At 40.9% G+C, this 25,802-nt stretch carries 34 protein-coding genes; all 34 read right to left on the reverse strand.

The annotated features are described in order from the left end of the window. Positions 1 to 171: 171 nt before the first annotated feature. The 34 genes from rpsK to rpoB all read right to left on the reverse strand — a co-directional run bounded on the left by rpsK (position 172) and on the right by rpoB (position 25,772). Positions 172 to 561, reverse strand: coding sequence for a 30S ribosomal protein S11 (gene rpsK / locus BR72_RS13580; RefSeq protein ID WP_000101801.1), 390 nt, complete (start codon positions 559 to 561; stop codon positions 172 to 174). Between the two features lie 24 nt (positions 562 to 585). Further along, complete coding sequence (gene rpsM / locus BR72_RS13585) at positions 586 to 951, reverse strand: 30S ribosomal protein S13 (protein ID WP_035433696.1); 366 nt, start codon at positions 949 to 951, stop codon at positions 586 to 588. A 21-nt stretch (positions 952 to 972) separates the two neighbouring features. Further along, positions 973 to 1,086 carry a 50S ribosomal protein L36 gene (gene rpmJ, locus BR72_RS13590; RefSeq protein ID WP_000868344.1) on the reverse strand — a complete coding sequence of 38 codons (114 nt, stop codon included), beginning with the start codon at positions 1,084 to 1,086 and terminating at the stop codon, positions 973 to 975. A gap of 35 nt (positions 1,087 to 1,121) precedes the next feature. Next, positions 1,122 to 1,340 carry a translation initiation factor IF-1 gene (infA, locus tag BR72_RS13595; RefSeq protein WP_020062312.1) on the reverse strand — a complete coding sequence of 73 codons (219 nt, stop codon included), beginning with the start codon at positions 1,338 to 1,340 and terminating at the stop codon, positions 1,122 to 1,124. A gap of 67 nt (positions 1,341 to 1,407) precedes the next feature. Beyond that, on the reverse strand, positions 1,408 to 2,154 hold the full coding sequence (map, locus tag BR72_RS13600; protein ID WP_035433698.1) for a type I methionyl aminopeptidase: 747 nt from the start codon (positions 2,152 to 2,154) through the stop codon (positions 1,408 to 1,410). Continuing rightward, a complete protein-coding gene (locus BR72_RS13605) occupies positions 2,154 to 2,804 on the reverse strand; it encodes an adenylate kinase (protein ID WP_035433699.1) in 651 nt (216 codons plus the stop codon). Before BR72_RS13605 ends, map begins: the two co-directional genes overlap by 1 nt. 52 nt (positions 2,805 to 2,856) lie before the next feature. Beyond that, entirely contained in the window at positions 2,857 to 4,155 is a 1,299-nt protein-coding gene (secY, locus tag BR72_RS13610) for a preprotein translocase subunit SecY (protein ID WP_035433700.1), read from the reverse strand. Next, on the reverse strand, positions 4,155 to 4,595 hold the full coding sequence (gene rplO / locus BR72_RS13615; RefSeq protein WP_020062308.1) for a 50S ribosomal protein L15: 441 nt from the start codon (positions 4,593 to 4,595) through the stop codon (positions 4,155 to 4,157). Before rplO ends, secY begins: the two co-directional genes overlap by 1 nt. A 33-nt stretch (positions 4,596 to 4,628) precedes the next feature. After that, positions 4,629 to 4,811 (reverse strand): 50S ribosomal protein L30, encoded by a 183-nt coding sequence (rpmD, locus tag BR72_RS13620; RefSeq protein WP_020062307.1) that lies wholly within the window; start codon positions 4,809 to 4,811, stop codon positions 4,629 to 4,631. Positions 4,812 to 4,828: 17 nt separating this feature from the next. Further along, entirely contained in the window at positions 4,829 to 5,329 is a 501-nt protein-coding gene (gene rpsE / locus BR72_RS13625) for a 30S ribosomal protein S5 (RefSeq protein WP_035433701.1), read from the reverse strand. 21 nt (positions 5,330 to 5,350) lie between these two features. Next, on the reverse strand, positions 5,351 to 5,713 hold the full coding sequence (rplR, locus tag BR72_RS13630; RefSeq protein ID WP_035433703.1) for a 50S ribosomal protein L18: 363 nt from the start codon (positions 5,711 to 5,713) through the stop codon (positions 5,351 to 5,353). Positions 5,714 to 5,744: 31 nt separating this feature from the next. Then, the gene (rplF, locus tag BR72_RS13635) at positions 5,745 to 6,284 is read right to left on the reverse strand and encodes a 50S ribosomal protein L6 (RefSeq protein ID WP_035433705.1); all 540 of its coding nucleotides are present in this window, start codon (positions 6,282 to 6,284) and stop codon (positions 5,745 to 5,747) included. Positions 6,285 to 6,316: 32 nt separating this feature from the next. Continuing rightward, on the reverse strand, positions 6,317 to 6,715 hold the full coding sequence (rpsH, locus tag BR72_RS13640) for a 30S ribosomal protein S8 (RefSeq protein ID WP_035433706.1): 399 nt from the start codon (positions 6,713 to 6,715) through the stop codon (positions 6,317 to 6,319). Between the two features lie 29 nt (positions 6,716 to 6,744). Then, entirely contained in the window at positions 6,745 to 6,930 is a 186-nt protein-coding gene (gene rpsN, locus BR72_RS13645) for a 30S ribosomal protein S14 (protein WP_020062302.1), read from the reverse strand. Between the two features lie 33 nt (positions 6,931 to 6,963). Then, positions 6,964 to 7,503, reverse strand: coding sequence for a 50S ribosomal protein L5 (gene rplE / locus BR72_RS13650; RefSeq protein ID WP_020062301.1), 540 nt, complete (start codon positions 7,501 to 7,503; stop codon positions 6,964 to 6,966). A 26-nt stretch (positions 7,504 to 7,529) separates the two neighbouring features. After that, the gene (rplX, locus tag BR72_RS13655) at positions 7,530 to 7,841 is read right to left on the reverse strand and encodes a 50S ribosomal protein L24 (RefSeq protein ID WP_035433707.1); all 312 of its coding nucleotides are present in this window, start codon (positions 7,839 to 7,841) and stop codon (positions 7,530 to 7,532) included. A 38-nt stretch (positions 7,842 to 7,879) separates the two neighbouring features. Further along, complete coding sequence (gene rplN / locus BR72_RS13660; RefSeq protein ID WP_035433708.1) at positions 7,880 to 8,248, reverse strand: 50S ribosomal protein L14; 369 nt, start codon at positions 8,246 to 8,248, stop codon at positions 7,880 to 7,882. 43 nt (positions 8,249 to 8,291) lie between these two features. Beyond that, the gene (rpsQ, locus tag BR72_RS13665) at positions 8,292 to 8,555 is read right to left on the reverse strand and encodes a 30S ribosomal protein S17 (RefSeq protein ID WP_011983253.1); all 264 of its coding nucleotides are present in this window, start codon (positions 8,553 to 8,555) and stop codon (positions 8,292 to 8,294) included. A 20-nt stretch (positions 8,556 to 8,575) separates the two neighbouring features. Next, complete coding sequence (gene rpmC / locus BR72_RS13670) at positions 8,576 to 8,776, reverse strand: 50S ribosomal protein L29 (RefSeq protein ID WP_000855718.1); 201 nt, start codon at positions 8,774 to 8,776, stop codon at positions 8,576 to 8,578. Then, entirely contained in the window at positions 8,766 to 9,200 is a 435-nt protein-coding gene (gene rplP, locus BR72_RS13675) for a 50S ribosomal protein L16 (RefSeq protein WP_020062298.1), read from the reverse strand. The genes rpmC and rplP overlap by 11 nt, the downstream gene beginning before the upstream one ends. 1 nt (position 9,201) lies before the next feature. Continuing rightward, the gene (gene rpsC, locus BR72_RS13680; protein ID WP_035433709.1) at positions 9,202 to 9,861 is read right to left on the reverse strand and encodes a 30S ribosomal protein S3; all 660 of its coding nucleotides are present in this window, start codon (positions 9,859 to 9,861) and stop codon (positions 9,202 to 9,204) included. A 3-nt stretch (positions 9,862 to 9,864) separates the two neighbouring features. Next, positions 9,865 to 10,206 carry a 50S ribosomal protein L22 gene (gene rplV, locus BR72_RS13685; RefSeq protein WP_011983250.1) on the reverse strand — a complete coding sequence of 114 codons (342 nt, stop codon included), beginning with the start codon at positions 10,204 to 10,206 and terminating at the stop codon, positions 9,865 to 9,867. 17 nt (positions 10,207 to 10,223) lie between these two features. Continuing rightward, entirely contained in the window at positions 10,224 to 10,502 is a 279-nt protein-coding gene (rpsS, locus tag BR72_RS13690; protein ID WP_020062296.1) for a 30S ribosomal protein S19, read from the reverse strand. Between the two features lie 60 nt (positions 10,503 to 10,562). Next, positions 10,563 to 11,393 (reverse strand): 50S ribosomal protein L2, encoded by an 831-nt coding sequence (gene rplB, locus BR72_RS13695; RefSeq protein ID WP_035433711.1) that lies wholly within the window; start codon positions 11,391 to 11,393, stop codon positions 10,563 to 10,565. A 28-nt stretch (positions 11,394 to 11,421) separates the two neighbouring features. Continuing rightward, complete coding sequence (gene rplW, locus BR72_RS13700; protein WP_035433713.1) at positions 11,422 to 11,712, reverse strand: 50S ribosomal protein L23; 291 nt, start codon at positions 11,710 to 11,712, stop codon at positions 11,422 to 11,424. Next, positions 11,712 to 12,335 carry a 50S ribosomal protein L4 gene (rplD, locus tag BR72_RS13705; RefSeq protein ID WP_035433714.1) on the reverse strand — a complete coding sequence of 208 codons (624 nt, stop codon included), beginning with the start codon at positions 12,333 to 12,335 and terminating at the stop codon, positions 11,712 to 11,714. The genes rplW and rplD overlap by 1 nt, the downstream gene beginning before the upstream one ends. 26 nt (positions 12,336 to 12,361) lie before the next feature. Continuing rightward, entirely contained in the window at positions 12,362 to 12,994 is a 633-nt protein-coding gene (gene rplC / locus BR72_RS13710; protein WP_035433715.1) for a 50S ribosomal protein L3, read from the reverse strand. A 33-nt stretch (positions 12,995 to 13,027) separates the two neighbouring features. Then, positions 13,028 to 13,336, reverse strand: a complete 309-nt coding sequence (gene rpsJ / locus BR72_RS13715; RefSeq protein WP_001040596.1) for a 30S ribosomal protein S10 — start codon at positions 13,334 to 13,336, stop codon at positions 13,028 to 13,030. A 389-nt stretch (positions 13,337 to 13,725) separates the two neighbouring features. Beyond that, the gene (gene tuf / locus BR72_RS13720) at positions 13,726 to 14,913 is read right to left on the reverse strand and encodes an elongation factor Tu (protein WP_035433717.1); all 1,188 of its coding nucleotides are present in this window, start codon (positions 14,911 to 14,913) and stop codon (positions 13,726 to 13,728) included. Positions 14,914 to 15,031: 118 nt separating this feature from the next. Next, the gene (gene fusA / locus BR72_RS13725; protein WP_035433719.1) at positions 15,032 to 17,110 is read right to left on the reverse strand and encodes an elongation factor G; all 2,079 of its coding nucleotides are present in this window, start codon (positions 17,108 to 17,110) and stop codon (positions 15,032 to 15,034) included. 208 nt (positions 17,111 to 17,318) lie between these two features. Further along, positions 17,319 to 17,789, reverse strand: a complete 471-nt coding sequence (gene rpsG / locus BR72_RS13730; RefSeq protein WP_035433720.1) for a 30S ribosomal protein S7 — start codon at positions 17,787 to 17,789, stop codon at positions 17,319 to 17,321. Between the two features lie 29 nt (positions 17,790 to 17,818). After that, positions 17,819 to 18,241, reverse strand: a complete 423-nt coding sequence (gene rpsL / locus BR72_RS13735; protein WP_035433722.1) for a 30S ribosomal protein S12 — start codon at positions 18,239 to 18,241, stop codon at positions 17,819 to 17,821. Positions 18,242 to 18,595: 354 nt separating this feature from the next. Beyond that, positions 18,596 to 22,207, reverse strand: coding sequence for a DNA-directed RNA polymerase subunit beta' (gene rpoC / locus BR72_RS13740; protein ID WP_035433724.1), 3,612 nt, complete (start codon positions 22,205 to 22,207; stop codon positions 18,596 to 18,598). A gap of 37 nt (positions 22,208 to 22,244) precedes the next feature. Next, positions 22,245 to 25,772 (reverse strand): DNA-directed RNA polymerase subunit beta, encoded by a 3,528-nt coding sequence (gene rpoB, locus BR72_RS13745; protein ID WP_035433726.1) that lies wholly within the window; start codon positions 25,770 to 25,772, stop codon positions 22,245 to 22,247. Positions 25,773 to 25,802: the final 30 nt, after the last annotated feature.

Below are 25,802 nucleotides of genomic sequence, written 5' to 3' on the forward strand. Positions count from 1 at the left end.
TCCTTCAAAACGTCGAAACCTCGGTTAAACAAAGGAAAAAACCTCTGTCTAACCGAAAGTCCCCCCTTAGGCAGTTCCCGATTGTGCACAACAAGCGATGTTTCTGTACGAAATTTCTCGGTAATGCATCATATCCATTATAGACAAAAGGGAAAATTCTATACAGAAAAATTAAACACGACGACGTTTTGGTGGACGACATCCATTATGAGGAACTGGAGTAACATCTCTAATTGCTGTTACTTCTAGACCTGCAGCTTGAAGAGCACGAATTGCAGCTTCACGACCAGCACCAGGACCTTTTACAGTAACCTCTAAAGTTTTTAAACCATGCTCCATTGCAACTTTAGCAGCAGTTTCAGCAGCCATTTGCGCAGCGAATGGAGTAGATTTACGAGAACCACGGAAACCAAGCGCACCAGCACTAGACCAAGAAAGCGCGTTACCATGAGTATCTGTAAGAGTTACAATTGTGTTGTTGAAAGTAGAACGAATATGAGCTACACCAGCTTCAATATTCTTTTTCACACGTTTTTTACGAGTGTTTGTTTTACGTGCCATTGTTAGTTCAACCTCCTTTACTTATTATTTCTTTTTATTTGCTACTGTACGACGTGGACCTTTACGTGTACGAGCATTGTTTTTAGAGTTTTGACCACGAACTGGTAAACCACGACGGTGACGAAGACCACGGTAAGAACCGATCTCCATTAGACGTTTAATGTTAAGGGATACTTCACGACGAAGGTCTCCTTCAACTTTGATACGATCGACGATATCACGGATACGTCCTAATTCGTCTTCTGTTAAATCGCGAACTCGTGTTTCTTCAGAAACACCAGCTTCAGCAAGAATTTTTTCAGCAGTCGTACGACCAATGCCGAATACGTAAGTTAAAGAAATAACAACGCGTTTGTCACGAGGAATATCTACACCTGCGATACGTGCCATTCCGAATGCACCTCCTTCTGATTAACCTTGTTTTTGTTTATGTTTAGGGTTTTCACAAATAACCATTACTTTTCCACGTCTACGAATAACTTTACATTTTTCGCAGATCGGCTTAACTGACGGTCTTACTTTCATGTCTCGAACCTCCTTAAAGATTACGGAGTGCTATATTATTTAAAGCGGTACGTGATACGACCACGATTTAAATCATACGGAGATAATTCTACCGTAACTTTATCTCCTGGTAAAATACGAATGAAGTTCATACGAATTTTACCAGAAACGTGAGCCAATACAACATGCCCATTCTCTAATTCTACTTTGAACATAGCATTTGGCAACGTTTCAATAACGGTACCTTCGACTTCAATTACATCATCTTTAGCCATTCAATGTTCTCCCTTCTTCAAATCAGTAACATTCTACACTGTTCTGAAATTCCGGAGAGCCAGCTACCTATAAAGTGGTAAGGATTTCGTATCCTGCTTCTGTAAGAGCAATCGTGTGCTCGAAATGTGCACACCATTTACCATCTACCGTTACCACTGTCCAGTCATCAGATAGTGTTTTTACATATCGTCTTCCTTGGTTCACCATCGGCTCAACACAAATGACCATTCCCGGTTTTAACCTAGGCCCTTGATTTGGTGGACCATAGTGCGGGATTTGTGGGTCTTCATGTAAGTCTTGCCCGATTCCGTGACCGACATACTCCCTAACGATCGATAATCCACTATCTTCAACATACGTTTGAATCGCATGTGAAATATTAGATAATCGCTCGCCCGGTTTTGCGTGTTCTAGACCAAGATACAACGATTTTTCTGTGACATCAAGTAGCTTTTGAACAGATTCAGAAATGTTTCCTACTGGATAAGTCCATGCAGAATCTCCATGGTATCCATTGTATTTCGCACCAATATCGATACTAATAATATCGCCTTCTTGGAGCTTGCGCTTTCCTGGAATCCCGTGTACAAGCTCTTCGTTTGCCGAAGCACAAATGCTTCCTGGAAATCCGTTATATCCTTTAAAAGATGGCATAGCACCATATTTAAGAATCGTTTTTTCCGCTATTTGATCGAGCTCTTTCGTTGTAATTCCTGGGGCAATATGCTTTTTTAACTCTTGATGAGTTAAAGCAACAATCTTGCCAGCTTCTCGCATAATCTCAATTTCGCGAGGAGTTTTGCAAATAATCATTACGCTAAGCCTCCGATGAGAAGATCGACATCAGCAAATACTTTATCGATATCTTGCTCACCATTAATGCTTTTTAAGTAACCAAGCTCTTCGTAGAAATCAAGCAAAGGTTTTGTTTGCTTAATATTCACTTCTAAACGATTTGCTACAGTTTCTTCATTGTCATCAGAACGCTGATATAACTCGCCACCACATTTATCGCACACGCCCTCTTTTGCTGGCGGATTGAATTCTAAGTGGTAAGTCGCACCGCACTCTTTACAAATGCGACGGCCTGTTAAACGTTTTAACAGTAATCCTGAATCCACATTAATGTTTAAAACATAATTGATCTTTTTGCCAAGATCTTTCATGATTTCTTCAAGAGCTGAAGCTTGTGCAACTGTTCGTGGAAAACCATCTAATAAGAAGCCTTTTACACAGTCTTCTTGACTTAAACGCTCACGCACGATTCCGATTGTAACTTCATCTGGTACAAGTGCTCCTTTATCAATAAAGGACTTAGCTTGTAGACCAAGTTCAGTTTCATCTTTCATAGCAGCACGAAACATGTCTCCTGTTGAAATGTGAGGGATGTTATACTTGGCAACAATCTTTTCGGCTTGTGTACCTTTACCGGCACCTGGAAGCCCCATTAAAATTAAGTTCATCTGTATTCCCCCTCATGAATGAGCATATGGGAAGATGAATCTTCCCGCTTACTCACTGTTTGATAAACCCTTTGTAATGGCGTTTTACTAATTGACTTTCGAGCTGCTTCATTGTTTCTAAAGCAACACCGACAACAATTAGTAAACTTGTTCCACCTATCTGTGCAGATTGTGGCAAGTTTGCAATTTTAATAAATAAAACAGGCAGGATTGCAATCGCTGCTAAGAAAATTGCACCTACAAAGGTCAAACGATACAAAATCTTTGTTAGATACTGTTCTGTATTCTTACCCGGACGAATACCAGGAACGTATCCACCTTGTTTATTTAAGTTCTCAGCCATCTGTTCAGGATTTACTTGAACAAATGCATAGAAATATGCAAAGGCAATAATTAGTGCAACATATACGATCATACCCACTGGATGAGAATAGTTAAAATTAGCAATAATCCACTTCGATATTTCATGTTTCGGGAAAAACTGTGCAATAGTCGGAGGCGTAATCAAGAATGAAACAGCAAAAATTACTGGAATAACACCAGCACTATTTACCTTAAGTGGTAAATGAGTGTTTTGTGCTCCAGTATAACCACCGTTTCCAGTTACGCGCTTCGCATATTGAATCGGGATTTTTCTAACAGCTTGTTGAATGTAAATAACACCAACAATAACCGCTAACACAGCCAACAAAATTAAACCGACTTTTACGATACGAATGAACAATTGATCTCCGGCATCTTGGAACTGCTGTGCGTACACTTGATTTATAGTACTTGGGATAGCTGCGGTAATACCTGCAAAGATAATAATAGAAATACCATTTCCTACTCCCTTTGCCGTAATTAACTCACCTAACCACATTAAAAATGCAGTTCCGGCAGTTAGTACCGTAGCAATATATAAATAAGTTGACCAACTAGGATCCAAAATTAATTGTCCACTTGCCATACCGTTAAAACCGATTGACATACCGATTGCTTGAATAAAAGCAAGAACAATTGTAAAGTAGCGGGTAAACTGAGCTAGTTTACGACGACCCATTTCACCTTGTTTTGACCACTCCGTAAATTTAGGAACAACATCCATCTGCAATAATTGCACGATGATGGATGCTGTAATGTACGGCATGATTCCCATCGCAAAGATGGAAAAGTTTTTTAAGGCTCCGCCGCCAAATGTATTCAGAATGCCCAATACATTCAACTGGTCTTGCGCTCTCAGTACATCTGCATTTGTATGAGGCACTGGGATGAACGTGCCAATTCGAAACACGATTAACATCGCTAAAGTGAATAATATTTTATTTCTTATCTCAGCAACGCGCATAAAGTTGGAGATTGTGCGAAACATTAGATCACCTCAACTGTTCCGCCAGCTGCTTCAATAGCTTCTTTTGCACTTGAAGAGAATTTGTGAGCTTTAACAGTAAGCTTTTTCTCTACAGCGCCGTTTGCAAGAATTTTAACACCGTCGTTTAATTTGCTGATAACGCCAGTCTCAAGCAATAATTCAGGTGTTACTTCTGTACCGTCTTCAAAACGATTTAACGTTGTTAAGTTAACGATAGCGAATTCTTTACGGTTGATGTTTGTGAAGCCGCGTTTTGGTAAACGACGGAATAATGGAGTTTGACCGCCTTCAAAACCAAGACGAACACCGCCACCAGAACGTGCGTTTTGTCCTTTATGACCTTTTCCAGCAGTTTTACCGTTACCAGAACCGATACCACGACCTACACGATTACGAACTTTACGAGAACCTTCTGCAGGTTGTAATTCATGAAGTTTCATTCCCAGGCACCTCCTTATATTGATAAGTTATCATTAAGCTTCTTTTACAGTTACAAGGTGAGAAACTTTGTTGATCATACCACGAATAGCAGGAGTTTCTTCCTTAACTACAGTTGAATTCAACTTTTTAAGACCTAAAGCTTCTACAGTCGCACGTTGATCTTGCGGACGACCAATTACACTACGAGTGAGGGTAATTTCTAACTTTTTCGCCATTATGTTTTCCCTCCTTCTTAACCTAGTAGCTCTTCTACAGATTTACCGCGTAATTTTGCTACATCTTCAGCACGCTTAAGATCTTTTAATCCGTTCATAGTAGCACGGATCATGTTAATTGGTGTGTTAGAACCAAGAGATTTAGAAAGAATATCTTGTACACCAGCTAATTCAAGAACCGCACGAACTGGACCACCAGCGATAACTCCAGTACCTTCTGCAGCAGGTTTTAATAATACTTCCCCTGCTCCAAAGTTACCGATAATTAAGTGTGGAATTGTTGTACCAACTAATGGTACTTCGATTAAGTTTTTCTTAGCATCTTCGATAGCCTTGCGGATTGCATCTGGTACCTCTTGCGCTTTACCAGTACCGAATCCAACATGACCGTTTTTATCACCAACTACAACCAGTGCAGCGAAGCGGAAACGACGACCACCCTTAACAACCTTCGCAACACGGTTTATCGTAACTACACGTTCTTCAAGTTCAAATTTACTTGGGTCAATGCGACGCATCTATTTTCCCTCCTTTGACCATTAAAATTGTAAGCCAGCCTCACGAGCAGCTTCAGCTAAAGCTTTAACACGGCCATGGTATAAGTAACCGCCGCGATCAAATACTACTTCTTTAACGCCTTTCTCTACAGCACGTTTAGCAACGATTTCGCCAACTTTAGTAGCAGCTTCGATGTTGCTTGTACCGTTAAGAGTAAGTTCTTTATCAAGAGTAGACGCACTTACTAATGTTACACCGTTTACATCATCAATTACTTGAGCGTAAATGTGTTGGTTAGAACGGAACACGTTTAAACGTGGACGCTCAGCTGTACCAGTAAGCTTTGCACGTACACGTGCATGTCTTTTCTTACGAACCGCATTTTTATCAGGTTTAGTGATCATTCTTGTCACTCCTTTCTTTCACCTAACGGGTTTACTTAGCAGTTTTACCTTCTTTACGACGTACAACTTCGCCTTCGTAACGAATACCTTTGCCTTTATATGGCTCTGGAGCACGTACAGCGCGAATGTTAGCAGCGAATTCGCCAACACGTTGCTTGTCGATACCTTTAATTACGATCTTTGTAGGAGCAGGAACTTCAACTTCAAGACCAGCTTCTGGAGTCATCTCAACTGGGTGAGAGTAACCTACGTTTAATACAAGTTTGTCACCTTGTTTTTGTGCACGGTAACCAACACCGATTAATTCAAGTCCGCGAGCGAAACCTGTAGTTACACCTTCAACCATGTTTCCTAGAAGAGCACGAGTTGTTCCGTGTAATGCACGGTGTTCTTTCTGCTCAGTAGGACGTTCTACTGTTAAGATATTTTCTTCAATTTTGATAACCATATCAGCATTGAAAGTACGAGTTAATTCACCTTTAGGGCCTTTTACAGTTACTGTATTATTTTCTGCTACTGTAACTGTAACACCTGCAGGGATTTCAAGAATCTTTTTACCAATACGAGACATGTGGTCACACCTCCGTTCGTTTTAAATATATATTACCAAACGTATGCTACTACTTCTCCACCAGTTTGTAATTGACGAGCTTCTTTGTCAGTCATTACGCCCTTAGATGTAGAAACAAGTGCAATACCTAATCCGTTAAGTACACGTGGTACTTCGTCAGCTTTTGCATAAACGCGTAAGCCAGGCTTACTAATACGCTTTAATCCAGTGATTACACGTTCGTTGTTTACACCGTATTTTAGGAAAATGCGAAGGATACCTTGTTTGTTATCCTCGATGTATTCCACATCACGAATGAAACCTTCACGTTTTAAGATTTCAGCGATTTCTTTTTTGATTTTAGAAGCAGGAACTTCTAATTTCTCATGACGTACCATGTTCGCATTACGGATGCGAGTAAGCATATCTGCAATTGGATCTGTCATCACCATATGTTTTACCTCCTTCCCATTTGTGGGGATTACCAACTAGCTTTTTTAACACCAGGAATTTGACCTTTATATGCAAGTTCACGGAAACAAATACGGCAAAGTTTAAATTTGCGGTATACAGAATGCGGACGACCGCAGCGCTCGCAACGTGTATAGTCTTGTACTTTAAACTTAGGAGTACGCTTTTGTTTCGCAATCATAGATTTTTTAGCCACGTTTTCGCCTCCTCTACTTAGCGTTGGCTTCCATTATTTTTGGAATGGCATACCGAATTGTGTTAAAAGTTCACGAGCTTCTTCATCAGTTTTCGCTGTAGTAACGATTACGATGTCCATACCACGAACTTTGCTCACTTTATCATAATCAATCTCAGGGAAAATTAATTGCTCTTTAACACCTAATGTGTAGTTACCACGACCATCGAAAGATTTCTTAGAAACACCACGGAAATCACGTACACGTGGTAAAGAAACTGATACTAATTTGTCGAAGAACTCATACATTTGCTCGCCGCGTAAAGTAACCTTTGCACCGATAGGCATACCCTCACGAAGACGGAAACCTGCGATAGATTTTTTAGCGCGAGTTACAACAGGCTTTTGACCTGCGATTTGAGTTAATTCTTCTACAGCACTGTCTAATGCTTTAGAATTGGATACCGCGTCACCAACACCAGTGTTGATTACGATCTTTTCGATTTTCGGTACTTCCATAACAGATTTATAGTTAAACTTGCTCATAAGAGCAGGAGTAATTTCTTTTTGGAATTTCTCTTTAAGGCGATTCAATGAAGGGACCTCCTTTCATATTGAACTTATTTATCTAATGATTCACCAGATTTTTTTGCAACACGAACTTTTTTACCATCTTCCACTTTGTAACCTACACGAGTAGGTACACCTGTTTTAGGATCTAATGGCATAACATTAGATACGTGGATAGCTGCTTCTTTCGTGATAATTCCACCTTGTGGATTTAATTGTGATGGCTTAGAGTGCTTTTTAACGATGTTAACACCCTCAACGATAACACGGCTTTCTTTCGGAAAAGCTGCAAGGATAACACCTTGTTTCCCTTTGTCTTTACCACTGATTACCTGTACTTTATCACCTTTTTTTACATGCATCTTACTTCTGCACCTCCTTAGCAAGGCAATACCTTAAATTATAGAACTTCTGGAGCTAAAGAAACGATCTTCATGAAGTTGTTATCACGTAATTCACGAGCTACTGGTCCGAAGATACGAGTACCACGTGGGCTCTTATCGTCTTTAATGATAACCGCTGCGTTTTCATCAAATTTGATGTAAGAACCGTCTGGACGACGAGCACCGCTCTTCGTACGTACTACTACTGCTTTAACAACGTCACCTTTTTTAACAACGCCACCTGGTGTTGCTTGTTTTACCGTAGCAACGATAATATCACCGATGTTTGCGTATTTGCGACCAGAGCCGCCTAATACTTTGATTGTTAAAAGTTCACGTGCGCCAGAGTTGTCAGCTACTTTCAAACGAGATTCTTGTTGGATCATGTTATGAAACCTCCCTTCGGACTTAAAATTCCGATTCGTCTATTTAGATAATAACCGCTTCTTCAACGATTTCAACTAAACGGAAACGCTTAGTAGCAGAAAGCGGGCGAGTTTCCATGATTTTTACGATATCGCCAACTTTTGCTTGGTTTTGCTCATCATGCGCTTTGTACTTCTTAGAATACTTAACGCGTTTTCCGTACAAGGAATGAGTTTTGTAAGTTTCAACTAAAACTGTAATCGTTTTGTCCATTTTGTCAGAAACAACACGACCAGTATAAACTTTGCGTTGGTTACGTTCGCTCACTTTGCAAACCTCCCCTCAATTTATCGATTAATTCCGATCTCTCTTTCACGAACTACAGTTTTCATACGAGCAATCGCTTTACGCACTTCACGGATGCGTGTTGGATTCTCTAATTGTCCTGTAGCAAGTTGGAAGCGAAGATTAAACAACTCTTCCTTTAAAGCTTTAACTTTTGTTTCGATTTCAGCAGTGGTTAACTCACGAATATCATTAGTTTTCATTAGATTCACCACCATTTTCTTCACGTTTTACGAATTTACATTTCACTGGTAATTTGTGAGCTGCAAGACGTAATGCTTCGCGTGCTACTTCTTCAGATACACCCGCGATTTCAAACATAACCTTTCCAGGTTTTACAACTGCTACCCAACCTTCAGGAGCCCCTTTACCGGAACCCATACGTACTTCTAGAGGCTTAGCAGTGTAAGGTTTAGAAGGGAAAATTTTAATCCAAACTTTACCGCCACGTTTCATATAACGAGTCATTGCACGACGAGCTGCTTCGATTTGACGGTTTGTAATCCAAGATGCTTCTTGAGATTGTAAACCAAACTCACCAAAATGTACTTCAGCGCCACCTTTTGCACGACCACGCATTTTACCACGATGCTCTCTACGATATTTTACGCGTTTAGGCATTAACATATTATTTTCCTCCTTCCTCAGAAGCTTTCTTTTTTGTAGGAAGGACTTCTCCACGGTAGATCCATACTTTTACACCTAATTTACCGTACGTTGTATCAGCTTCAGCTGTTGCATAGTCAATATCAGCGCGAAGTGTATGAAGTGGAACAGTTCCTTCACTGTAAGATTCTGCACGAGCGATATCAGCTCCGCCAAGACGACCAGAAACCTGTGTTTTAATACCTTTAGCTCCTGCACGCATAGCACGTTGAATTGCTTGCTTTTGTGCACGACGGAAAGATACACGGTTTTCTAATTGACGAGCAATGTTTTCGCCTACTAATTTAGCGTCAAGATCAGCTCTCTTAACTTCTAAAATGTTGATGTGTACACGTTTGCCTGTTAATTGGTTAAGAGCTTTACGAAGTGCTTCAACTTCTGTACCACCTTTACCAATTACCATACCAGGTTTTGCCGTGTGAATTGTAACATTTACACGATTTGCCGCACGCTCGATTTCTACTTTAGAAACAGCAGAATCTTTTAAGCGAACGTTAATGTATTCACGAATTTTGATGTCTTCATGTAAGAATGTAGCGTAGTCTTTTTCAGCGTACCAACGAGATTCCCAATCGCGAATGATACCGACGCGAAGACCAACTGGATGAACCTTTTGACCCATCGATTATCCCTCCTTCTTTTCAGATACCACAACTGTAATGTGGCTTGTGCGCTTGTTAATTTGGCTAGCACGACCCATTGCACGTGGACGGAAACGTTTTAACGTTGGACCTTCGTCAACGAAAACTTTTTCTACAACTAAGTTGTTTACATCCATTTCGTAGTTATGCTCTGCGTTTGCGATTGCAGATTTTAAAACTTTTTCTACAACTGGAGAAGCAGTTTTTGGTGTGTGGTTAAGGATAGCAATCGCTTCACCCACTTGCTTACCTCGGATTAAGTCTACTACTAAACGAACTTTACGAGGAGCAATACGAACTGTTCTCGCTACTGCTTTAGCTTGCATTGAAGTGCCTCCTCTCATTATCTTCTAGTTTTCTTATCGTCAGCATCATGACCTTTGTACGTACGAGTTGGTGCGAACTCACCTAACTTGTGGCCTACCATATCTTCAGTTACGTATACAGGAACGTGTTTACGACCATCATATACAGCGATTGTATGACCAATAAACTGTGGGAAGATCGTTGAACGACGAGACCAAGTTTTTACAACTTGCTTTTGCTCAGTTTCATTTAACTTTGCAATTTTGTTCATTAAATGATCATCGACAAATGGTCCTTTTTTCAAGCTACGAGCCATTTTGGTGCCTCCCTTCGTGATTGCCGTACGGTTCTAAAAATGAACCGTACTACAACCCCATTATTTTTTACGACGACGAACGATGAATTTGTCAGACGCTTTATTTTTCTTACGAGTTTTGAATCCAAGAGTTGGTTTACCCCATGGAGACATTGGAGACTTACGTCCGATTGGTGAGCGACCTTCACCACCACCGTGTGGGTGATCACATGGGTTCATTACAGAACCACGAACAGTTGGGCGCTTGCCTAACCAGCGAGAACGACCCGCTTTACCAATTTTAATAAGCTCATGGTGTTCATTACCTACTTGACCTACTGTAGCGCGGCAAGTAGCTAGAACTAAGCGTACTTCACCAGAAGTTAAACGTACAAGTACGTATTTACCTTCTTTACCAAGTACTTGAGCAGATGTACCAGCAGAACGAACTAATTGTCCACCGCGACCTGGTTTAAGCTCGATGTTATGAACAACTGTACCTACTGGAATGTTGATTAATGGTAATGCGTTACCGATTTTAATGTCAGCCTCTGGGCCAGACATGATTTCCATACCTACTTCTAAGTTTTTAGGAGCAAGGATGTAACGTTTTTCACCGTCAACGTAGTTAATTAATGCGATATTCGCAGAGCGGTTTGGATCGTATTCGATCGTAGCAACGCGTCCAGGAATTCCATCTTTGTTACGTTTGAAGTCGATGATACGGTATTGACGCTTGTGTCCGCCACCTTGGTGACGTACAGTAATTTTACCTTGGTTATTACGTCCAGCCTTTTTGCTTAAAGGCGCAAGTAATGATTTTTCCGGTCTATCAGTCGTGATTTCAGCGAAATCATTCGTAGTCATGTTACGACGACCGTTAGTAGTTGGATTATACTTTTTAATTGCCATCTGATTTTCCCTCCTTCTTTAGTAAGAATTAAACTCCTTGGAAGATCTCGATTTCTTTGCTGTCAGCAGTAAGCTTAACGATTGCTTTACGACGACGGTTAGTAAAACCAGCGTGACGACCAACACGTTTTGCTTTTGGTTTGTAGTTCATGATATTTACTTTCTCAACTTCAACACCAAAGATCGCTTCTACAGCATCTTTAACTTCCGTTTTATTAGCTTTAACGTCCACATCGAACGTGTATTTTTTTTCAGCCATCATTTCCATAGAACGTTCAGTGATAACTGGGCGCTTAATGATATCACGAGGATCTTTCATTATGCAAGCACCTCCTCTACTTTTTCCACTGCCGCTTTTGTCATGATTAGCTTATCATGATGAAGCACGTCTAAAACGTTTACGCCATCAGCAGTGATTACTGTTACTCCAGGAATATTGCGAGCAGATAACTCAACTGCTTCGTTTACATCAGCAGTTACGATAAGAGCTTTCTTCTCAACAGTTAATCCTTTAAGAACTGCCACCATGTCTTTTGTTTTTGGTGCATTTAACACTAAGTCTTCAAGAACTACGATGTTGTTCTCAACTACTTTAGTAGCTAATGCAGATTTAATAGCTAAGCGACGAACTTTTTTAGGTAGTTTGTATGCATAGCTTCTTGGTGTAGGTCCGAATACCGTACCACCACCGCGCCATTGAGGAGAGCGGATAGAACCTTGACGAGCACGTCCAGTTCCTTTTTGACGCCATGGTTTGCGACCTCCACCGCGCACTTCAGAGCGAGTTTTTACTTTATGTGTACCTTGACGTAAAGATGCACGTTGCATCATTACTGCTTCAAAAAGTACAGCTTCGTTTGGTTCGATACCGAAAATAGTTTCAGCTAATTGGATTTCACCAACTTCAGAACCAGTTTGGTTAAATAACTTTACTTTTGGCATTGGGGTTCCTCCTTTCTTATAGAGAATTATTTGCTAGCCTTAACAGCACTACGAACAACTACAAGAGATTTCTTAGCGCCAGGAACGTTGCCTTTTACTAACAGGATGTTACGTTCAACATCAACTTGAACGATTTCTAAGTTTTGGATAGTAACTTGGTCTCCACCCATACGTCCAGCAAGTTTTTTGCCTTTGAATACACGGTTCGGAGCAACAGGGCCCATTGAACCAGGACGACGGTGATAACGAGAACCATGAGACATAGGTCCGCGAGATTGTCCGTGGCGTTTAATAGCACCTTGGAAACCTTTACCTTTAGAAATACCTGTTACGTCTACAGTTTCACCTGCAGCGAAAACTTCTACTTTTACCTCTTGACCAACTTCTTGTCCTTCAACGTCTGCATCGCGAAGTTCGCGAATGAAGCGCTTAGGAGCAGTAGTTGCTTTAGCAACGTGACCTTGTTCAGGTTTGTTAGCTAATTTTTCGCGTTTGTCATCAAAACCTAACTGAATTGCATTGTAGCCATCAGTTTCAACAGTTTTCTTTTGAAGGACAACGTTTGGAGTCGCTTCGATAACAGTTACAGGAATTAGCTCGCCGTTTTCAGCAAATACTTGAGTCATACCGATCTTTTTTCCTAAGATTCCTTTGGTCATGAGTTACACCTCCTACATTTTAACTTATATAAATTATAGTTTGATTTCGATATCTACACCAGATGGTAAGTCTAAACGCATTAAAGAGTCTACTGTTTGTGGAGTAGGGCTCACGATGTCGATTAGACGTTTGTGCGTGCGCATTTCGAATTGCTCACGAGAATCTTTGTATTTATGAACCGCACGAAGAATCGTGTAAACAGTTTTTTCAGTTGGTAATGGGATTGGACCAGAAACTGTCGCCCCAGAACGTTTAGCTGTTTCTACAATTTTCTCAGCTGATTGATCAAGAATACGGTGATCGTAAGCTTTTAAACGAATACGAATTTTTTCTTTTGCCATTATTTTCCCTCCTTCTTTCGCCTATTTTTAAAATAGACATTCTCCATGGAAATTTCCACACACTCGCCATGGCAAAGCGGCCGGGTGTGTCAGCAACCTTCCACTTCATCGCAGTCAAAGACCAACATTGTTTATTATACAATGTTTCTAGCCTAGATGCAACACTTTATTTGTGCACATCGTCATTTACTGTACTTTTGCTATTATACATGGTACTTTAACGAATTTCAAGTTTTCATCTGTTGTAATTCTTTTTACAGTTTTTGGTTGAAGAGTTTTGCATTTTATATATTAATAGAAGAAACTCGTCAAAACTTAAAAATAGGTTTTATTTATTATAAATAAAAAACCCAAGGGAAAATCCCTTGGGTTTCATATATCAGCTAAGATTACTCAACGATAGTTGCAACTACGCCGTAACCTACTGTACGTCCACCTTCACGAATAGAGAACTTAGTTCCTTCTTCGATCGCGATTGGAGCGATAAGCTCGATAGTCATTTCGATGTTGTCGCCAGGCATTACCATTTCAGTACCTTCTGGTAATTGGATGATACCAGTTACGTCAGTTGTACGGAAATAGAATTGTGGGCGGTAGTTAGCGAAGAATGGAGTGTGACGTCCACCTTCTTCTTTAGATAAAACGAAAACTTCAGCTTTGAATTTAGCGTGAGCTTTTACAGAGCCAGTTTTAGCAAGAACTTGTCCACGTTGGATGTCTTCACGAGCAACCCCACGAAGTAAAGCACCGATGTTGTCTCCAGCTTGAGCTTGATCAAGAAGCTTACGGAACATTTCTACACCAGTTACAGTTGTAGATTTGTTTTCTTCTTCAAAACCGATGATTTCTACTACGTCACCAACTTTAACTACACCGCGCTCTACACGACCTGTAGCAACTGTACCACGACCTGTGATAGAGAACACGTCCTCAACAGGCATTAAGAATGCTTTTTCAGTGTCACGTTCTGGAGTTGGGATATAAGAATCAACTTCAGCCATTAATTCGATGATTTTTGCTTCCCACTCAGCATCTCCTTGAAGAGCTTTAAGAGCAGAACCTTTAACTACAGGGATATCATCGCCTGGGAAGTCGTATTCAGATAATAGATCGCGAACTTCCATTTCTACTAATTCTAATAACTCTTCGTCGTCAACCATGTCGCATTTGTTTAAGAATACAACGATGTAAGGAACACCTACTTGACGAGAAAGAAGGATGTGCTCACGAGTTTGAGGCATTGGGCCATCAGCAGCAGATACTACTAAGATACCGCCGTCCATTTGAGCAGCACCAGTGATCATGTTTTTAACATAGTCAGCATGGCCTGGGCAGTCAACGTGTGCATAGTGACGAGTTTCAGTTTCATACTCAACGTGTGCAGTTGAGATTGTGATACCGCGCTCTCTTTCTTCTGGAGCAGCATCGATTTGGTCGTAACCTTTCGCTTCAGCACCACCAGCTTTTGCAAGAACTGTAGTGATAGCAGCAGTTAATGTAGTTTTACCATGGTCAACGTGGCCGATTGTACCAATGTTAACATGTGGTTTAGAACGTTCGAATTTAGCTTTTCCCATTCTAAATTCCTCCTTAGTTATATAGATTATTTTATATTTAGACTAGAAAGTAAGGGACCTAAGCCCCGCTTTCTAAGCTTACATAAGTAGTTATACTTGAACAATCGATAAAAATCAATTATTCACCTTTATTTTTTTTAACAATTTCTTCTGAAATAGACTTCGGTACTTCTTCATAATGATCAAATGTCATTGAGAATGTTCCACGACCTTGCGTGTTAGAACGTAGAGCCGTTGCATAACCGAACATTTCAGAAAGTGGAACCATCGCACGAACTACTTGTGCGTTACCACGAGCTTCCATACCTTCTACGCGTCCACGGCGAGAAGTTACGTCACCCATAATGTCACCCATGTACTCTTCAGGAATTACAACTTCAACTTTCATCATTGGCTCAAGAATTACTGGGTTACATTTAGAAACCGCAGCTTTAAGTGCCATAGATGCAGCGATTTTGAACGCCATCTCAGAGGAGTCAACATCATGGTAAGATCCGTCAACTAATGCAGCTTTAATGTCTACTAGAGGATATCCTGCAAGTACACCATTTTTAAGTGCATCTTCAAGACCTGCTCCTACAGCTGGGATGTATTCACGTGGAACTACACCACCGACGATCTTGTTTTGGAATTCGAATCCTTTACCTTCTTCGTTAGGTTCGAACTCAATCCAAACGTGACCGAATTGTCCACGACCACCAGATTGACGAGCGAACTTACCTTCAACTTTCGCTGAAGCGCGGAAAGTCTCACGGTATGCTACCTGAGGAGCACCAACGTTTGCTTCCACTTTGAATTCACGGCGCATACGGTCAACGATGATATCAAGGTGAAGTTCACCCATACCAGCGATGATTGTTTGGCCAGTTTCTTGGTCAGTGTGAGCACGGAATGTTGGATCTTCTTCAGAAAGCTTAGATAATGCTGTACCCATTTTATCTTGGTCAGCTTTAGATTTTGGTTCGATAGCTACAGAGATAACTGGCTCTGGGAATTCCATAGACTCAAGGATAACAAGGCTCTTCTCGTCACAAAGAGTATCACCAGTTGTAGTATCTTTCAAACCTACAGCAGCAGCGATATCACCAGCGTAAACTGTTGAAATCTCTTCACGGCTGTTTGCGTGCATTTGTAGGATACGACCTACACGCTCACGCTTACCTTTAGTTGAGTTTTTCACGTATGATCCAGAGTTTAACACACCAGAGTACACACGGAAGAATGTTAACTTACCAACATAAGGGTCAGTCATGATTTTGAATGCTAATGCTGCGAAAGGCTCTTCATCGCTAGAATGACGTTCTACTTCTTCATCTGTATCCGGAAGAGTACCTTTAATAGCAGGTACATCTAATGGAGATGGTAGGTAGTCGATAACTGCATCTAACAGAATTTGAACACCTTTATTTTTGAATGCAGAACCACAGATTACTGGGAAGAATTCTACAGAAGTTGTAGCCTTACGGATACCTGCTTTAAGCTCTTCTACAGTGATTTCTTCACCTTCTAGGTACTTCATCATCATTTCTTCATCAAGCTCTGCTACCGCTTCAATAAGCTTTCCACGGTATTCATCAGCTAATTCTTTATGTTCTGCAGGGATGTCAACGCGTTGAATATCTGTTCCTAAGTCGTTTGTGTACATGTATGCACACTCTTCAACAAGATCGATAATTCCTGTAAACTGATCCTCAGCACCGATTGGTAACTGAATTGGATGTGCGTTTGCTTGTAAACGGTCATGAATTGTTCCTACAGAATATAAGAAGTCTGCACCGATCTTGTCCATTTTGTTAACGAACACGATACGTGGTACGCCGTAAGTAGTTGCTTGACGCCAAACAGTTTCTGTTTGTGGTTCTACACCAGATTGCGCATCAAGTACTGCTACTGCACCATCAAGTACGCGTAAAGAACGTTCTACTTCTACAGTGAAGTCTACGTGTCCTGGAGTGTCAATGATGTTTACACGGTGACCTTTCCATTGAGCTGTAGTTGCTGCAGAAGTAATTGTGATACCACGCTCTTGTTCTTGCTCCATCCAGTCCATCTGAGATGCACCTTCGTGAGTTTCACCGATTTTATGAATGCGGCCTGTGTAGTACAGGATACGCTCAGTTGCTGTTGTTTTACCAGCATCGATGTGAGCCATGATACCAATATTACGAGTGTTTTCTAAGGAGAACTCTCTAGTCATTTGGTGTCTTTCTCCTTCCTAATGTGGATTGGATTATTTTATTTTAAGTAGCAAAAAAGCCACTTTATTTTGTTACATATGTCAGTATGTCCAGTACCCTCATTATGTAAAACGAGCGCCCAATGAAAGGGAGAGGCATTCTCCCTCTCCACACTTCCATAAGCGACAAATAAAGCGGTCTATGCTTACAATTATTTTGCGTTGAATCCTACCAACGGTAATGAGCAAATGCTTTGTTAGCTTCTGCCATTTTATGAGTGTCTTCACGTTTCTTAACAGATGCACCAGAGTTGTTAGCTGCATCTAAGATTTCGTAAGCTAAACGCTCTTCCATAGTTTTTTCACCACGAAGACGAGCGTAGTTTACTAACCAGCGAAGACCTAAAGTTGTACGGCGTTCTGGACGAACCTCAACTGGAACTTGGTAGTTAGCACCACCAACACGACGAGCGCGTACTTCAAGAACAGGCATAATGTTCTTAAGAGCTTGCTCGAACACTTCCATTGGTTCGTTACCAGTACGTTCGCGAACGATATCGAACGCATTATAAAGAATTGTTTGAGATTTACCTTTTTTACCGTCAACCATCATTTTGTTGATTAGGCGTGTTACAAGTTTAGAATTATACATTGGATCTGGTAACACGTCACGTTTCGCAACAGGTCCTTTACGAGGCATATTGAGTTCCTCCTTTCAGTTCAGTTTTATTATTTCTTAGCTGCTTTTGGTCTCTTAGTACCATATTTAGAACGTCCTTGCATACGTTTGTCAACACCAGCTGTGTCAAGCGCACCACGAACGATGTGGTAACGTACCCCTGGTAAGTCTTTTACACGACCACCGCGAATTAATACTACGCTGTGCTCTTGTAAGTTATGACCGATACCTGGGATGTATGCTGTTACCTCGATACCATTTGTTAAACGTACACGAGCGTATTTACGTAACGCTGAGTTCGGTTTCTTTGGAGTCATTGTACCAACACGAGTACATACACCACGTTTTTGAGGTGCAGAGATATCAGTTGCTTTTTTCTTTAAAGAGTTGAAACCTTTGTTTAACGCAGGTGATTTAGATTTCCATACTTTATCAGTACGACCTTTTCTCACTAATTGGTTAATAGTAGGCATTAATTTATCCTCCCTTCGCACGTTTGTATGACCACATATCCAGGTGGTTCATTATTAGTTGAAAACAAAGTTTTTGCAAGGAAGAGCAAATGCTCTCTCCTCACAAAAACAGTTTTAACTTGTTATTTCTATTACTGAAGCTCCTACTTGCATCTCACTCATTTTCATGTTGAGATCCAGTTTTGAAAAAGTATGTTATGTTGCGTTGCTAAAAGCTACGACAACGTTCTAACTATACCGTGTTGAATTGCCTTCAACATTTATTAAGGAGCAACCTTGCTTATATTAACATTTTGCATCGCATCATGTCAACTAAGATTATCTTTTTTTATGCAAAATTTACGACGGAAAATTTTAGTTTTCTACGTAAACCTCGTCATTTTCTACATTTGTTTCTTCTTGTGCTGTTTTCACAAGATCTACTCTACGGTAACGATTCATACCTGTACCAGCTGGAACAAGCTTACCGATAATAACATTTTCTTTCAGACCAAGAAGTTCATCACGCTTACCTTTAATTGCTGCATCAGTTAACACACGAGTTGTTTCCTGGAATGATGCTGCAGATAAGAATGAATCTGTTTCAAGTGAAGCCTTCGTAATACCAAGAAGGATTGGACGTGCTGTTGCTGGTTGTTTGCCCTGAAGCAACACTTTCGCATTCGCATCTGTAAATTGATGGATATCAAGTAATGTTCCTGGTAATACATCTGTTTCACCAGCGTCGATTACACGCACTTTACGAAGCATTTGGCGAACCATTACTTCAACGTGCTTATCACCAATTTCTACCCCTTGCATACGGTATACTTTTTGAACTTCACGAAGCAAGTATTCTTGAACTGCTGTAATATCTGTTACTTTCAGTAATTCTTTCGGATCGATAGAACCTTCAGTAAGTTCTTTACCATGCTCGATGCGGTGTCCTGGAGCTACTTTTAAGCGAGCGCCATAAGGAATTGCATACGTACGAGCTTCTACATCACCTTGTACAACAACTTCTTGGCGATCTTTCACATCGTTAATCGCTGCAACAACACCATCGATTTCACTGATAACCGCTTGCCCTTTCGGATTACGCGCTTCGAAGATCTCTTGAATACGCGGTAAACCTTGTGTGATATCATCTCCGGCAACCCCACCTGTATGGAATGTACGCATCGTTAACTGTGTACCTGGCTCACCGATAGATTGAGCTGCGATAATACCTACCGCTTCCCCTACTTCTACGTCTGTACCAGTAGCTAAGTTACGACCGTAACATTTCTTACATACGCCGTGGCGAGTGTTACATGTAAATGCAGAACGGATGTACAGTTGTTCAACGCCTGATTTTTCGATGATATAAGCGATATCTTCTGTAATTAATTCATTTTCACGAACTAATACTTCGCCTGTTTCTGGATGCTTCAAAGTTTTTCTTGCGAAACGTCCTACAAGACGATCGTATAAGGATTCGATAATTTCGTTTCCTTCTTTAATTGCGCCAATTAATAGACCACGATCTGTTCCACAGTCGTCTTCACGAACGATAACATCTTGTGCAACGTCAACAAGACGGCGTGTTAAGTAACCAGAATCGGCAGTCTTAAGTGCTGTATCGGCAAGACCTTTACGCGCACCGTGTGTAGAGATGAAGTACTCGAGTACCGTTAAACCTTCGCGGAAACTTGATTTGATTGGAAGTTCGATGATACGACCAGATGGGTTTGCCATCAAACCACGCATACCAGCAAGCTGAGTAAAGTTCGATGCGTTACCACGGGCACCGGAATCACTCATCATGAAGATTGGGTTGCGCTTATCTAGCGTTTTCATCAGTTTTCCTTGGATAACGTCTTTTGCATTACTCCAAATAGAGATAACGCGATCGTAACGTTCTTCCTCTGTGATTAAACCGCGACGGAATTGTTTAATTACTGTATCTACTTTAGCTTGCGCTTCATGCAAGATTTCTTCTTTTTCACCTAATACAAGGATATCCGCTACCCCAACTGTAATACCAGCTTTTGTAGAGTATTTAAATCCTAGGTTTTTCATACGATCAAGCATACGAGACGTTTCTGTAATCTTGAAACGTTTAAATACTTCAGCAATGATATTACCAAGAATTTTCTTACTAAATGGCGCCACTTCTTCGCGACTAGCAATAATTTCTCTTACGTTAGAACCTTTTTCAACAAAGTATTCCACTGGAGTTTCCTTCTCCAAGTTTGTCTTTGTTGGTTCGTTAATGTAAGGGAAAGACTTCGGTAAAATCTCGTTGAAGATTAACTTACCAACTGTCGTTAACAACAGCTTGCTGTTTTGCTCCTCTGTAAACGTTTCGTTATTCACAGAGCTCGCTGCAACAGCAACACGAGTATGCAAGTGTACATATCCGTTTTGGTATGCAAGTATTGCTTCGTTCGTATCTTTGAAAATCATACCTTCACCAATTGCACCTTCGCGTTCAAGTGTTAAGTAGTAATTACCTAATACCATATCCTGAGATGGTGTAACAACTGGTTTTCCGTCTTTCGGGTTCAAGATGTTTTGTGCAGCTAACATAAGAAGACGAGCTTCTGCTTGTGCTTCTGATGATAACGGAACGTGAACCGCCATTTGGTCACCGTCAAAGTCCGCGTTGTATGCAGTACATACAAGTGGGTGAAGACGAATTGCACGACCTTCTACTAATGTAGGTTCAAACGCTTGAATACCAAGACGGTGAAGTGTTGGAGCACGGTTTAGAAGTACAGGGTGTTCTTTAATTACAGACTCTAAAACATCCCAAACTTCAGGTTGTACTCGTTCAATTTTGCGCTTCGCACTCTTAATGTTGTGCGCTAAGCCTTTTCCTACTAACTCTTTCATAACGAAAGGTTTGAACAGTTCCAGCGCCATTTCTTTAGGCAGACCGCATTGGTACATTTTTAAGTTCGGTCCTACAACGATAACGGAACGACCAGAGTAGTCAACACGTTTACCTAGTAAGTTTTGACGGAAACGTCCTTGCTTACCTTTTAACATATGTGAAAGAGATTTTAACGGACGGTTACCCGGTCCAGTAACTGGACGGCCACGACGACCGTTATCAATTAAAGCATCTACTGCTTCTTGTAACATACGCTTTTCGTTTTGGACGATAATGCTTGGTGCACCTAAGTCTAATAAACGTTTTAAACGATTGTTACGGTTAATTACACGACGATATAGGTCGTTTAAGTCAGAAGTTGCAAAACGTCCACCATCTAACTGTACCATTGGGCGAAGTTCTGGTGGGATTACCGGAAGAACATCTAGAATCATCCAAGATGGTTCGTTTCCAGAGTTACGGAATGCTTCTAATACTTCTAGACGTTTAATAGCACGAGTACGACGTTGTCCTTGCGCTGTTTTTAACTCTTCTTTCAAGAAGTCTACTTCTTTATCTAAATCGATATCTTGTAATAACTTCTTAATTGCTTCTGCGCCCATAGAAGCTTGGAAAGAGTTTCCGTATCTGTCGCGATACGCACGGTATTCCTTCTCCGAAAGAAGTTGCTTCTTATCAAGCGGTGTATCTCCGCTCTCTGTTACTACATAAGAAGCGAAATAAATTACTTCTTCAAGCGCGCGAGGGGACATGTCTAAGACAAGTCCCATGCGGCTTGGGATACCTTTGAAATACCAAATATGAGATACAGGAGCAGCTAATTCAATATGACCCATACGTTCACGACGAACTTTCGCACGCGTTACTTCAACGCCGCATCGATCACAAACTACACCTTTATAACGGACACGTTTATATTTACCACAATGACATTCCCAGTCTTTTGTTGGACCGAAAATACGCTCACAGAACAAACCGTCTTTCTCTGGTTTCAATGTACGATAATTAATCGTCTCGGGTTTTTTTACTTCCCCATATGACCAAGAGCGAATTTTGTCTGGTGATGCAAGTCCAATCTTCATATATTCAAAGTTGTTTACATCTATCAAGGGGCCTACCTCCCTTTTAGTCTACAGGTTATCCCAATTATTCCGTTATCTCAGCTTCGACATTCAATTTCTCTGCAGATTGATGATCATCGTCATCAGTATCACGCATTTCAATTTCAGTATCGTCGCTAGACATCATCTTAACATCCATACCCAAGCTTTGTAGCTCCTTAATCAATACTTTGAATGATTCAGGAACACCTGGTTCTGGAACGTTTTCGCCTTTTACAATCGATTCGTACGTTTTCACACGACCAATAACATCATCCGACTTAACTGTTAAGATTTCTTGAAGAGTATAAGCAGCACCGTAAGCTTCAAGTGCCCAAACCTCCATCTCACCAAAACGCTGTCCACCGAACTGTGCTTTACCTCCAAGAGGTTGCTGCGTTACAAGTGAGTATGGTCCAGTAGAACGAGCATGAAGTTTATCGTCAACCATGTGTGCAAGTTTAATCATGTACATGACACCAACAGATACACGGTTGTCGAACGGTTCACCAGTACGTCCATCGTAAAGAATCGTCTTCGCATCACGCGCCATACCAGCTTCTTCGATTGTTCCCCATACATCTTCCTCACGAGCACCATCGAATACTGGCGTTGCAACATGAATGCCAAGATATCTTGCTGCCATACCAAGATGAAGCTCTAACACCTGACCGATATTCATACGAGATGGTACCCCTAATGGGTTTAACATGATATCGATTGGTGTGCCATCTGGTAAGTAAGGCATATCTTCTTCCGGTAAAATACGGGAGATAACACCTTTGTTACCGTGACGACCGGCCATCTTGTCACCTTCAGAAATTTTACGTTTTTGAACGATATATGCACGTACAAGTTGATTCACACCTGGTGGTAATTCATCGCCATCTTCACGGTTAAATACTTTTACGTCTAAGATAATACCGCCACCACCATGTGGTACACGTAGTGATGTATCACGTACTTCACGAGCTTTCTCACCAAAGATTGCATGTAATAGACGTTCTTCTGCTGTTAACTCTGTTACACCTTTTGGCGTTACTTTACCAACAAGCAAGTCTCCATCTTTTACTTCTGCACCAATGCGGATAATACCACGCTCATCAAGGTTGCGAAGCGCATCTTCCCCTACGTTTGGAATGTCTCGTGTAATTTCTTCCGGTCCTAGCTTTGTATCACGAGCTTCAGATTCATATTCTTCAATATGAATAGAAGTGTACACATCATCTTTTACAAGGCGCTCACTCATAATGATCGCATCCTCATAGTTATAACCATCCCATGTCATAAAGCCAACAAGCACGTTACGACCAAGTGCAAGTTCACCTTTTTCCATAGAAGGACCGTCTGCAAGAATCTCACCTTTTACAACTTGATCACCAACACTTACGATTGGACGTTGGTTGTAACAAGTTCCTTGGTTAGAACGGATGAATTTCAACATTTTGTAACGATCCAAGTCACCTTTTACTTGTTGACCGTCTACTTCGATATAACGACGTACCCAAACTTCGCGAGCTTCTACACGTTCAACGATACCAGGATGTTTACAAATTACTGCAGCACCTGAATCTTTCGCCGATACGTACTCCATACCAGTACCTACAATTGGAGATTCTGGGTTCATAAGTGGAACTGCTTGACGTTGCATGTTCGCACCCATTAGCGCACGGTTCGAGTCATCGTTTTCTAAGAACGGAATACAAGCTGTCGCAGCAGACACGACCTGTTTTGGAGAGATATCCATGTAGTCGATACGTTCACGTTTTACTACAACGTTCTCATCGCGGAAACGTGCTACAACGTCTTCATCAAGAAAATCTCCATCTTCAGATAAACGTGCGTTTGCTTGGGCAACAACATAGTTATCTTGTTCATCAGCTGTTAAGTAATCTACACGTGTTGTTACGCGTCCAGTTTCTGGATCAACACGGCGATATGGTGTTTCAATGAAACCAAATTCATTTACTTTCGCAAACGAAGATAGAGAGTTGATCAAACCGATGTTTGGTCCCTCTGGTGTTTCAATTGGACACATACGACCATAGTGAGAGTAGTGAACGTCACGCACTTCAAAGCCTGCGCGCTCACGCGTTAAACCACCAGGTCCTAATGCAGATAGTCTTCGTTTATGTGTTAACTCTGCTAATGGGTTTGTTTGGTCCATAAACTGAGATAACTGAGAGCTACCGAAGAACTCTTTAATAGATGCAATAACCGGACGAATGTTAATTAACGCTTGCGGTGTAATTGCATTTGTATCTTGAATTGACATTCTCTCACGAACAACTCGTTCCATACGAGAAAGACCGATACGGAATTGGTTTTGTAACAATTCCCCTACAGAACGTAGACGGCGGTTTCCTAAATGGTCAATATCGTCTGTGTCTCCTACTTTATATAGAAGATTAAAGAAATAGCTAATAGATGCAATAATATCGCCTGGTGTAATATGTTTTATATCACGGTCGATATTCGCATTACCAATAATATTGATAGAGCGCTCTCCGTCTGCATCTGGAGCATAAATCTTAATAGATTGCAATTCAACATCGCCGTCTACCACTCCGCCCATTGGTTTCGCTGTTTTAAAACCAATGTTCTTTTCTAAGTAAGGTAAAATACGATCTAACGTACGACGATCTAAGATTGTTCCTTCTGCTACTAAAATTTCACCTGTCTCAGGATCCACTAAAGTTTCAGCTAAACGTTGGTTAAACAATCTGTTTTTAATGTGTAATTTCTTGTTAATTTTGTAGCGACCTACATTTGCTAGATCATAACGTTTCGGATCAAAGAAACGAGAAACAAGCAAGCTCTTTGCGTTTTCTACTGTCGGTGGCTCACCTGGACGTAGACGCTCGTAAATTTCAAGCAACGCTTTTTCTGTGCTATCCGTGTTATCTTTTTCTAACGTATTGCTTAAGTATTCGTTATCACCAATCAATTCGGTGATTTCTTGATCAGAGCCAAACCCTAATGCGCGTAACAAAACAGTTACAGGCAGTTTGCGCGTACGATCGATACGTACATAAACAACATCCTTAGCATCTGTTTCATACTCCAACCAAGCTCCGCGGTTTGGAATTACAGTAGCAGTAAATCCGCGTTTTCCATTTTTGTCCACTTTTCCACTGAAGTATACACTTGGTGAACGAACTAACTGAGAAACGATAACGCGTTCTGCACCGTTAATTACAAATGTTCCTGTCTCTGTCATGAGCGGGAAATCCCCCATGAACACATCTTGCTCTTTTACTTCACCAGTTTCTTTATTGATTAGACGCACTTTTACACGAAGTGGTGCTGCATACGTCACATCACGCTCTTTACACTCTTCTACAGAATATTTTGGTTCACCTAAACTGTAGTCGATAAATTCAAGCGATAGATTTCCCGTAAAGTCTTCAATCGGAGAAATGTCTTGGAACATTTCTCGCAAACCCTCATCAAGAAACCACTGATAAGAAGAGGTTTGAATTTCGATAAGATTTGGTAATTCTAATACCTCACTAATACGGGCATAACTTCTTCGTTGGCGGTGTCGTCCGTATTGAACTAGTTGACCTGTCAACTGCTTCACCCCTCAAATCAAGAGTATTAT

The sequence above is a fragment of the Bacillus sp. UNC322MFChir4.1 genome (assembly GCF_000746135.1).
Taxonomy (GTDB): domain Bacteria; phylum Bacillota; class Bacilli; order Bacillales; family Bacillaceae_G; genus Bacillus_A.